General features: G+C 69.3%; 8 protein-coding genes. 6 read left to right on the forward strand and 2 right to left on the reverse strand.

Annotation, left to right across the window (positions count from 1 at the left end):
- Nucleotides 1-467 (reverse strand): alpha/beta hydrolase (locus VGW35_26910; GenBank protein HEV8311307.1); only part of this gene is annotated, 467 nt, incomplete at its 3' end.
- Between the two features lie 169 nt (nt 468-636).
- Nucleotides 637-2,493 (reverse strand): 3-oxoacyl-ACP synthase III family protein, encoded by a 1,857-nt coding sequence (locus VGW35_26915; protein HEV8311308.1) that lies wholly within the window; start codon nt 2,491-2,493, stop codon nt 637-639.
- A 395-nt stretch (nt 2,494-2,888) separates the two neighbouring features.
- Between VGW35_26915 and VGW35_26920 the strand changes: the two genes are divergently transcribed.
- From VGW35_26920 to VGW35_26945, 6 genes are read left to right on the forward strand one after another with little or no spacing between them, the layout of a single operon-like run.
- Nucleotides 2,889-3,893 (forward strand): ABC transporter ATP-binding protein, encoded by a 1,005-nt coding sequence (locus VGW35_26920; protein ID HEV8311309.1) that lies wholly within the window; start codon nt 2,889-2,891, stop codon nt 3,891-3,893.
- Nucleotides 3,890-4,873 (forward strand): dipeptide ABC transporter ATP-binding protein, encoded by a 984-nt coding sequence (locus VGW35_26925; GenBank protein ID HEV8311310.1) that lies wholly within the window; start codon nt 3,890-3,892, stop codon nt 4,871-4,873. The genes VGW35_26920 and VGW35_26925 overlap by 4 nt, the downstream gene beginning before the upstream one ends.
- A 16-nt stretch (nt 4,874-4,889) precedes the next feature.
- Nucleotides 4,890-6,476 carry an ABC transporter substrate-binding protein gene (locus tag VGW35_26930; GenBank protein ID HEV8311311.1) on the forward strand — a complete coding sequence of 529 codons (1,587 nt, stop codon included), beginning with the start codon at nt 4,890-4,892 and terminating at the stop codon, nt 6,474-6,476.
- A gap of 17 nt (nt 6,477-6,493) precedes the next feature.
- Nucleotides 6,494-8,089 (forward strand): ABC transporter substrate-binding protein, encoded by a 1,596-nt coding sequence (locus VGW35_26935; protein HEV8311312.1) that lies wholly within the window; start codon nt 6,494-6,496, stop codon nt 8,087-8,089.
- Nucleotides 8,090-8,105: 16 nt separating this feature from the next.
- Complete coding sequence (locus VGW35_26940) at nt 8,106-9,707, forward strand: ABC transporter substrate-binding protein (protein HEV8311313.1); 1,602 nt, start codon at nt 8,106-8,108, stop codon at nt 9,705-9,707.
- 54 nt (nt 9,708-9,761) lie between these two features.
- Entirely contained in the window at nt 9,762-10,715 is a 954-nt protein-coding gene (locus VGW35_26945) for an ABC transporter permease (GenBank protein ID HEV8311314.1), read from the forward strand.
- The last annotated feature ends 170 nt before the right edge of the window (nt 10,716-10,885 follow it).

Below are 10,885 nucleotides of genomic sequence, written 5' to 3' on the forward strand. Positions count from 1 at the left end.
CGGCACCGGGCCGGCCGGAGGAACGCGAAGTCTCCGAGGCCCACGGTCGGGGCGATGCCGAGGTACCAGGCGACGCGCCCGTCGGCGGCCGCGACCCGGCCCCCGACCGCGCTGCCGAACGAGTAGCCTGCGACGGCCAGCTTCGCCACCCTACCGCCCAGGGTCTCCGCGAGGAACGCGAGCGCTCCGGCGACGTCCGCCTCCTCGGCGTGTCCGCCCCCGTGCGTCCCTTCGCTCCGGCCGACGCCCCGGAAGTTGAAGGCCAGCGTCGTGTAGCCGGCGTCCTGGAAAGCCTGCTCCGCCGTCAGGATGACCGGCGTGAGCATGGAGCCGCCGTAGAGCGGATGCGGGGGGCACAGCGCCACGGCACGGTCGGGGTCGCCGACCCGGAGCCGGCCCTCGAGCCGCAGCCCGTCCTCGGAGAGGAAGCGGACGAGCCTGGCGTCCAGGGGAAGCCGGAAGGGCACGAACGCGAGCGTCGCCCAGCGGCGCGCCGGCAGCCCGGGGACCGCCTACCCCGCTGTCGGATTAACCGCGCGCACCGTCCGGCTGAGTCGCCACGCTCATGGTGGGGGTGTGTCTGGGAGGGGGCCCGGACGGGCGAAGCCCGCCCAATCAATGGCCCCCTCCCACGATCTACGCCACGATGGCCGGGTCGAAGCGCAGGACCACGTAGCCCCCGACGGCCCCGGCGCCGAAGCCCGGACCGAAGATCCGCATCGGGCGCGAGATCACGCCCTCCCGGACCGCGTCGTGGAGCGCGATGGGAATGCTGGCCGAGGACGTGTTGCCCACCCGGTCGATGTTGAAGTAGAGCTGCCCGGGCGCCACTCCCGCCGACTGGGCCAGACTGGTCACCATGGTCTGGTTCGCCTGGTGAGGCACGATCAGCTCGATGGCGTCCATGAGTGACCCTTCCCCGCCTTCCGGGTGGGGCAGCGCGCGGAGCTCACCGATCATCTGGAAGAGGTAGCGCTTGACGAGCGCCTTCACCTCGGGGCCGTACACGGTGATGTTGTTGTCGAACTCGGGGTTCGGCCAGATGATGGAGTCGACCTCGCTCATCGGACCGCTGGCGTACGTCTGGAAGAACTCGATGTCGGGCGGCGCGCCGATCGGAGCCGGGCCCACCACCAGCGCCGCCGCCCCGTCGCCGAAGATCATCCGGGACGTCCGCACCGTCCCGATCTTGTCGGAGAACTTCTCGCCGCACACGACGAGCACCGGCCGCTCGACCTCCTGGAGGAGCCGCACGGCCTCGGCGACCCCGTAGGGCAGCCCGGCGCAGGCGGCCACGATGTCGCAGGAGGCGTGGGTCTGGAACATGCCGAGCTGGCCGGAGAGCCAGGTGGCGACCGACGGCATCATCTTGACGCTGGTGCACGAGCAGAACACCACCGCCCCGATCTCTTCGGGCCGGCGTCCGCACTTGTCGAGGGCCTGCTGGGCCGCCAGGAGCGAGATGTGGTCGAGGTCCAGCTCGGTATAGCGCCGCTCGCGGATGCCGGTCTTCTGGGAGATCTCCTCGGCCGTCATCGGAGACCAGCAGTAGGCGGCGTTGCGGATCAGATCGTCGTTGGTGCACGCGCGCTCGCCCTTGTAGATGGCCAGGGCCTCGAGCCGCGGCATGACGGCGAACCGCTTGCGGACGTCCACGGGGGGATACGGCGTGACGGGCGGGCGCGCCGGGGCCGGGGCCGGCCGGCGGGGCCGTACCCGCTGCCCGGCGTTCACCCGCCGGATGAACTGGAGAACTTCGTCGCTGCGCGGCTGGAAGACCACGACGAAGTCGTCGTCGTGGAGCTTGCCCACCTCGGTGGCCCGGGTCTTGGCCCGGTCCCACCGGTACTGGTTGTGGAGGACCATCGCCTGGCGGAGGAGCGCCTCCAGCTCGGGCACCTCGTGGGCGCACTCGATGATGTCGCTGTGACCGTAGCCCGGGTAGTCGGGATCGTGGTCGAGCAGGTGATAGGTGAGATTCCGGGGATCACGGAGGATCTCGGCCACGGTGGGCTTGATGGGGGGAAGCTCCGCGCCGGAGCCCTTCTTGTGACGAAACACGTCGAGGAGGATGGAGAAGACCTTGTCCTCCGTCCCCGCGTCCCACGAGGGCGACAGCCCGCGGTAGCCGGCCTCGATCGCCGCGCTCAGCTCGGCCGCCTCCCACGGGCGGTACACCGGCAGGAAGACGTCATCCCGCCCCCGGGGTACGTCCCGCCAGCGGGTCGGGCGCTTCACGTACATGGTCAGCGCGTAGCGGTTCACCCAGAAGAGGTTGAGGGCGAGGTCCCGCAAGAGCTCGTAGCGCCCGCGATAGCTCCGGGACTCGACCCGCGCCACGATGTCCGTCTCGGTGGGCGCCTTCTCCTCGAAGTCCCGCTTGATGACGGCAGCGAACTGCTCGAGGGTCTCGAAGATCGAGAAGTCGAGCTCCGGGAAGAAGTTGGACGGGAAGACCAGGCGGCCGTATCGGTTCAGGATGAACGGCTTCATGCGTAGGACCTCATCGGCAGTGGAATACCTGCACCACGCGCGGACCCGACCGCGTCGGCCTCGCCACGGCGCGAATCGACCGCGGACGGGCGTCCGCGCCGAGGCCATTCTAGCAGACCGCCGGGGCCGCCGACAGGGGCCGCGGGGTCCGCCGCCGCCCCGTTGGGCGCTTGACACCTTCCCGCGGACTGGACTATAAAAAAGGCACTCGCTGGCCTCGTGCTCGATCGAGTATCGATTCCGCGAGATCGCTGTTCCCGCGCGGCCTTAGCCGTGATCGACTGGCGCGGGCGCCGGTCGGCCCGGCCTGGTCAGACCGGCGGCCGATCCTCCGGGCGGACGGACGAGCGGCGGGACCCCTGGGGCACGCGCCGGGGTTCTGGTGACAGAGCGACATGGCTACGCTTCTCGACGTTCGAGGGCTGAGCACTCACTTCGCCACCCGAGGCGGCATCGTCCGCGCGGTGGACGACGTGTCGTGGGACGTCGAGGAGGGCGAGACGGTCGCCCTGGTCGGCGAGTCGGGATGCGGCAAGAGCGTCAGCGCGCTCTCGATCATGCGCCTGATCCCGGGCCCGGGCGGGCGGATCGTCGGCGGTCAGGTCTGCTTCAAGGGCCGCGATCTCCTGGCCCTCTCCGAGGAGGAGATGCGACGCGTCCGGGGCCGCGAGATCGCCATGATCTTCCAGGAGCCGATGACCTCGCTCAACCCGGTGCTCTCGATCGGCCGTCAGCTCACCGAGGGCCTCGAGATCCACCTGAGGATGCCGGTCGCCGAGGCCCGCCGCCGCGCCGTGGAGCTGCTGGCCCTGGTCGGCATCCCGGATCCCGAGCGCCGCCTCGCCCAGTATCCGCACCAGTTCAGCGGCGGCATGCGGCAACGGATGATGATCGCCATGGCGCTGGCCTGTAACCCCTCGCTGATCCTGGCCGACGAGCCGACCACGGCGCTGGACGTCACCATCCAGGCGCAGATCCTCCAGCTCATGAAGGACCTCTCCCGCCGGCTGAGCGTGGCCATGCTCATGATCACGCACAACCTCGGCGTGGTCGCCCGGTACGCGGACCGGGTCAACGTCATGTACGCGGGGAAGATCGTCGAGCGCGGAAGCGCCCGCGAGCTCTACGCGAACCCCCGGCATCCCTACACGCTCGGCCTGCTCCGCTCGGTCCCGCGGCTGGACGAGCCCCGGCGGGAGCGCCTCCAGCCGATCGAAGGGCAGCCGCCCGACCTCACCCGCCTGCCACCGGGCTGCGCCTTCACGGCCCGCTGCGCCTTCCGCGTGGAGCGGTGCCCGGTCGACCGGCCCCCGCTGCGCCCCATCGGCGCCGACCGGCACCTGAGCGCCTGCTGGGAGGCCGAGCGCCTCGCCGGACGGGCCGAGGCGGTGGCGCGGTGATCGAGGGGACGGATGTCCTCCTCGAGGTGCGCGATCTGGTCAAGCACTTCCCCATCGGCGGCGGGCTCTTCGGCGGGCCCCGGGCGCTGATCCGCGCGGTCGACGGGGTCAGCTTCGCGATCCGGCGCGGCGAGACCCTCGGCCTCGTCGGCGAGTCCGGGTGCGGCAAGACCACCACGGGCCGGTGCATTCTTCAGCTGGAGCGGCCGACGAGCGGCGCCGTCGTCTTCGAGGGCCGCGAGCTCAGCGGGCTCGGTCCGGCCGAGCTGCGGCGCGTGCGCCGCCGCCTGCAGGTGATCTTCCAGGATCCCTACAGCTCGCTGAACCCCCGCATGACGGTGGGCCAGATCCTCGCCGAGCCCCTGGCCGTCCACCGGATCGTCACCGACCCCGCCGCCCGGGCCGCGCGCGTCCGCGCGCTCCTCTCCCACGTCGGGCTCCTCCCGCAGCACGCCGACCGCTACCCCCACCAGCTCTCCGGTGGGCAGCGGCAGCGCGTCGGTATCGCCCGGGCGCTGGCGATGGAGCCGTCCCTCATCGTCTGCGACGAGCCGGTGTCGGCGCTCGACGTCTCCATCCAGGCGCAGATCATCAACCTGCTCGAGGACCTGCAGGCCGAGTTCGGCCTGACCTACCTCTTCATCGCCCACGACCTGTCGGTCGTCCGCCACATCTCGGACCGGGTCGCCGTGATGTACCTCGGCAAGATCGTCGAGCTGGCCGACCGCAAGGCGCTCTACGACGATCCCCTCCATCCCTACACCCGGGCGTTGCTCGCGGCCGTGCCCATCCCGGACCCCGTGCTCGAGGCGCAGCGAGAACGCCTCGTGCTCCGGGGGGAGGTGCCGAGTCCGCTCAATCCCCCTTCGGGCTGCGTGTTCCACCCGCGGTGCCCGATCGCCATCGACCGCTGCCGCGCGGTGCTACCAGAGCTCCGGGAGATCAAGCCCGGGCACTGGGCGGCCTGCATCCTGGCATGAACCGGAGGTGACCCCGATGGGCCGACTGGCATCCCTGGTCCTGACCCTGGGCCTCGTGACGGCGTTCCCGGCCGCGGCCCAGACGCCGCGGACCGGCGGCGAGCTGATCTTCGTCGTCCCCGCCGAGCCGCCGTCCTACGACGCCCACCGGGAAAACACCTTCGCCTTGATCCACCCGGCGGCTCCGCACTACAGCACGCTGCTCCGCACCGACCCGGCCGACAAGACGGGGACCAGGATCATCGGGGACCTCGCCGAGTCCTGGACGATCTCGAAGGACGGTCGCACCTACACGCTCAAGCTGCGCCGCGGGGTCAAGTTCCACGACGGGAGCGAGCTGACGTCGAAGGACGTCAAGGCGAGCTACGACAAGATCATCAACCCGCCGGCCGGCCTGGCGTCCGCCCGCAAGGGGGAGTACATCGACGTCGAGGCGGTGCAGGCTCCCGACCCCTCCACGATCGTCTTCCGGCTGAAGTGGCCGTCGGGCTCGTTCCTCTCTTCCCTCGCCTCGCCCTGGAACTGGATCTACAAGGCCGATCTCCTGGCCAAGGACCCCCGCTGGTACGAGAAGAACGTCATGGGCACCGGGCCCTTCTCGTTCGTCGAGCACGTGAAGGGCTCCCACTGGATCGGCAAGAAGAACCCCAACTACTGGGACAAGGGCAAGCCCTACCTCGACGGCTACCGCGGCATCTTCATCCGCGATTCGGCCGCCCAGGTGGCGGCCATCCGCGGCGAGCGGGCCATGATCCAGTTCCGCGGCTTCTCGCCGGCTGAGCGCGACACGCTCGTCCAGGCCCTGGGGCCGAAGCTCACCGTCCAGGAGAGTCCCTGGGACTGCGGGCTGTGGGTCGTCCCCAACCAGCGGAAGAAGCCCTTCGACGACAAGCGCGTCCGCCGCGCCCTCACCCTGGCCATGGACCGCTACCAGGGCTCCCAGGCGCTCTCGAAGATCGCCATCGTCAAGGAGGTGGCCGGGGTGATGGTCCCCGGCACGCCCTTCGCCACGCCGCCGGCCGAGCTGGAAAAGCTGGCCGGGTACGGGCGCGACATCCCGAAGTCACGGGCCGAGGCCAAGCGGCTCCTCAAAGAAGCCGGCGTGCCCGACGGGTTCGCCCTCACCCTCCTCAACCGGGGGGTCCCGATGCCCTACGAGCCCATCGGCGTCTGGCTCATCGACCAGTGGCGGCAGGTGGGCCTCAACGTCAAGCAGGACATCGTCGAGACCGCGAAGTACTTCAACGACATGCGGGGCGGGAACTTCGACGTCGCCGTCGATTTCCAGTGCGGGTACATCGTCGAGCCCGATCTCGACATCTACAAGTTCCAGTCGAAGGAGATCAGCCAGGAGAACTACGGCGGCTACACGGACAAGACGCTCGACGAGCTCTACCAGAGGCAGAGCCGGGCGATCGATCCCGAGGAGCGGAAGAAGCTGATCCGGGAGTTCGAGCGGCGCCTCCTCGACGAGGAGGCCCACTACCTCGCCACGCTCCAGTGGCACCGGATCGTTCCCCACAGCGCGAAGGTCCGGGGCTGGACGATCACGCCGAGCCACTATCTCGACCAGCAGCTCGACACCGTGTGGCTCGCCGAGTAGGCCTCGGGAGGTCAGGCATGCGACGCCCCTCCGCGGTCCTCCTCATCCTCGTCGCGCTGGTGACGTCCACCGGCCCGGCGGCCTGGGGGCAGGAGAAGCCGCGCCCCGGGGGCGAGCTCCTCTTCGTGGTCCCGGCCGAGCCGCCCTCGTACGACGCCCACCGGGAGAACACCTTCGCCCTCCTCCACCCGGCCGCGCCCCACTACAACACCCTGCTGCGGATCGATCCGTTCGATCAGAGCGGCACCCGGGTCGTCGGAGACCTGGCCGAGTCGTGGACCATCTCGCGGGACGGTCTCACGTATACGTTCCGCCTTCGTCCCGGCGTGCGCTTCCACGACGGGAGTCTCCTCACCGCCCGAGACGTGAAGGCGACCTACGACAAGATCGTCTTCCCGCCCCCCACCGTGGCCTCGCTCCGCAAGGGCGCCTACCGGGTCGTGGAGGCGGTGGAGGCGCCCGACTCCCAGACCGTGCGCTTCCGGGTGAAATGGCCGGAATCCTCCTTCCTGGCCAACCTCGCCTCGCCGTTCAACTGGATCTACAAGGCCGACGTGCTGGAGAAGGACCCCCGCTGGTACGAGACGAACATCCTCGGGACCGGCCCGTTCAAGTTCGTCGAGTACGTGAAAGGATCCCACTGGGTGGGGAAGAAGAATCCCGACTACTGGGACAAGGGCAAGCCCTATCTCGACGGCTACCGCGCCATCTTCGTCCGCGACGCGGCGGCCCAGGTGGCCGCCATCCGCGGCGAGCGGGCCCTCATCCAGTTCCGGGGCTTCTCCCCGGCCGAGCGGGACAGCCTGGTCCAGGCGCTGGGGCCGAAGATCGCCGTCCAGGAGAGCCCCTGGAACTGCATTACCCTGGTGGCCATGAACCACGAGCGGAGGCCCTTCGGCGACCGGCGGGTGCGCCGGGCCCTGACCCTGGCCCTGGACCGCTGGGAGGGTTCCCGCGCGCTCTCCCGCGTCGCCATCGTCCGCGACGTCGCCGGGATCCAGGTGCCGGGCACGCCGTGGGCGACGCCTCCGGAAGAGCTCGGGAAGCTCGCCGGCTACGGGCGCGACATCCCGGCTGCCCGGGCGGAAGCCCGGCGGCTGCTCAAGGAGGCCGGGGCGGAGGGGCTGTCGTTCACGCTGAAGAACCGCGCCGTGCCCATGCCCTACGAGGCGATGGGCATCTGGCTGATCGACCAGTGGCGGCAGATCGGCGTGGCCGTGAAGCACGAGGTGATCGAGCTGGCCGGCCACTACAACGTGCTGCGGGCCGGTGACTTCGACGTGGCGATCGACTTCCAGTGCAACTTCATGGTCGAGCCGGACCTCGACCTCAGCATGTTCCAGTCGTTCGACCTCGCCACCAAGAACTACGGCCGCTACAAGGACCCCGCGCTCGACGACCTCTATCTCCGCCAGGCCCGGGCCACCGATCCGGAGGAGCGCAAACGCCACCTGCGCGCCTTCGAGCGGCGGCTCCTCGACGAGGAGGCCCACTACATCTTCACGCTGCAATGGCACCGGATCATCCCCCACCATGCCAGGGTGCGGGGATGGACCATCACGCCCAGCCACTTCCTGAATCAGCAGCTCGACACCGTCTGGTTGTCGGAATGAGCCCAGGAGGTCCATCATGCGACGCCCACTAGTGCTGCTCACCGCGTTCGGCATCCTCCTCGCCCTGGTCACCGCCGCCGGCCCACCGCCGGGGGCCCAGGAGAAGCCCCGCGCCGGGGGCACGCTGGTCTTCGTGGTGCCCTCGGAGCCGCCTTCCTACGACGCGCACCAGGAAGAGACGTTTGGGGTCATCCATCCCATGGCCCCGCACTACAGCACGCTGCTGCGCGTCGACCCCTTCGACAAGACGGGCACCAAGCCAGCCGGGGACCTCGCCGAGTCGTGGACGATCGCCAAAGACGGCCTCACCTACACCTTCAAGCTCCGGCGGGGGGTGAAGTTCCACGATGGGAGCGAGATGACGTCGAAGGATGTCAAGGCCTCCTACGACAAGATCATCTTCCCGACGGCCGACATGAAGTCGCTGCGCAAGCACGCCTACGAGTCGGTGCAAGCCGTCGAGGCCCCCGACCCCTCCACCGTCGTCTTCCGGCTGAAGTGGCCGGAGTCGTCGTTCCTGCTGAACCTGGCGTCGCCCTGGAACTGGATCTACAAGGCCGATCTCCTGGCCAAGGACGTGCACTGGTACGAGAAGAACGTGATGGGCACCGGCCCCTTCACGTTCGTGGAGCACGTCCGCGGGTCCCACTGGGTCGGCAAGAAGAACCCCACCTACTGGGACAAGGGCAAGCCGTACCTCGACGGCTACCGGGCGATCTTCGTCAAGGATTCGGCCGCCCAGGTCGCCGCCGTCCGCGGCGAGCGGGCTCTCATCCAGTTCCGGGGGTTCTCGCCGGCCGAGCGGGACAGCATCACCCAGGCGCTTGGCCCTCGGATCACCGTCCAGGAGAGCCCCTGGGACTGCGTGCTGATGGTCGCCATGAACCACGAGAAGAAGCCGTTCGACGACAAGCGCGTGCGCCGGGCCCTGACCCTGGCCCTCGACCGCTACCAGGGGTCCCAGGCGCTGTCCAAGATCGCCATCGTCAAGGAGGTGGCCGGCATCCAGGTGCCCGGAACCCCCTACGCGACCCCGCCCGCCGAGCTGGAAAAGCTGGCCGGCTACGGCCGGGACATCGCCAGGTCGCGGGCGGAGGCCAAGCGGCTCCTCAAGGAGGCCGGGGTCCCCGACGGCTTCAGCTTCACCTTCAAGAACCGCGGCATCCCCATGCCCTACGAGCCGCTGGGCGTGTGGCTGATCGACCAGTGGCGGCAGATCGGTCTCAACATCAGGCAGGAGGTCATCGAGGCCTCGGCCTACCATCCCATGCTCAAGCGGGGCGACTTCGAGGTGGCCATGGACTTCCAGTGCGGCTTCATCGTCGAGCCCGACCTGGACCTGGTGCGCTTCGTGTCCACCTCCGACGCCAACTACGGCCGCCACAAGGACACGGCGATCGACGACCTCTTCCAGCAGCAGGCGCGGACAGCCGACCCCGAGGAGCGCAAGAAGCTCATCCGGCGGCTCGAGAAGCGGCTGCTGGACGAGGAGGTGCACGTCTTCTACACGCTGCAGTGGCACCGGATCATCCCGCACAGCGCGCGACTCCGGGGCTGGACCATCACGCCCAGCCACTACCTGAACAACCAGCTCGACACCGTGTGGCTGACCGAGTGAGACGCCGCCCCCTCCCCCACCGGGGGAGAGGGTCGAGCTGAGGGGGCGCCCGGCGTGTTCCGATACATCGTCAAGCGGGTGCTGCTGATGATCCCGACGCTCCTGGGCGTCGCCGTCCTGATCTTCTTCCTCATGCGGGTCGTCCCCGGCGACATCGTCGAGCTGCGGTTCGCCGGGGAAAGCGCCTTCGCCCAGAAGGAGAACCTCGACAAGGAGCGAGTCCGGCTGGGGCTGGATCAGCCGCTCTGGAAGCAGTTCGTCGCCTGGCTCCGCGGCCTGGCCGTCTTCGACTTCGGCACCTCCATGTGGACCGGCGCGCCGATCCTCGAGGAGATCCGGCTCCGCTTCGCGCTGAGCCTCCAGCTGGCGATCATGGCCACCATCGTCGCCGTGCTGCTGGCCATCCCGCTCGGCGTGCTGGCCGCCCTCAGGCAGGACACCTGGGTGGACTACGCTGTGCGGATATTCTCGATCGCGGGCCTGGCGACTCCGTCGTTCTGGCTCGGCATCCTCTTCATCCTGACGCTGCTGATCGTCTTCCGGTGGCTGCCCCCGATGGTGTACACGCCCTTCTGGGTGGATCCCTGGCAGAACCTCGCCCAGCTCATCTGGCCGGCTCTGGCCGTCGGCTACCGCTACTCGGCGGTGGCCACCCGGATGACCCGCTCGGCGATGCTGGAGGTGCTGCGGGAGGACTACATCCGCACCGCCCGGGCCAAGGGGCTCTGGAACCGGCTCATCCTGTCGCGCCACGCGCTCAAGAACGCGATGCTGCCGGTGCTCACCGTCATCGCGCTGGAGTTCGCCTTCCTGATGGGTGGCCTCGTGGTCACCGAGCAGGTCTTCAACCTGAACGGCCTCGGCATGCTGTTCGTCGAGTCCGTGGCCCATCGCGACTACACGCTGACCCAGGCGCTCGTCCTGCTGGTGGCCTTCGTGTTCATCTTCGTCAACTTCCTGGTCGATCTGGCGTACGCGTGGATCGACCCCCGCATCCGGTTCCGATGATGCGGCGGCCGATCAGCTTCGCCTGGCGTCGTCCTCGGTCGTCGGCGGGCCTCAACGTATGCGGCATACGCCTCGGCCCGCCTCCTCCCTACGTCCCCTCTCGCATCCGGTTCCGATAATGGCGATCGACCGCCCGGCGGCCTCCGTGGCCGAGATTCCCGCCGTCGAGG

The organism is Candidatus Methylomirabilota bacterium (assembly GCA_036005065.1).
Lineage (GTDB): Bacteria > Methylomirabilota > Methylomirabilia > Rokubacteriales > DASRDR01 > DASYQW01.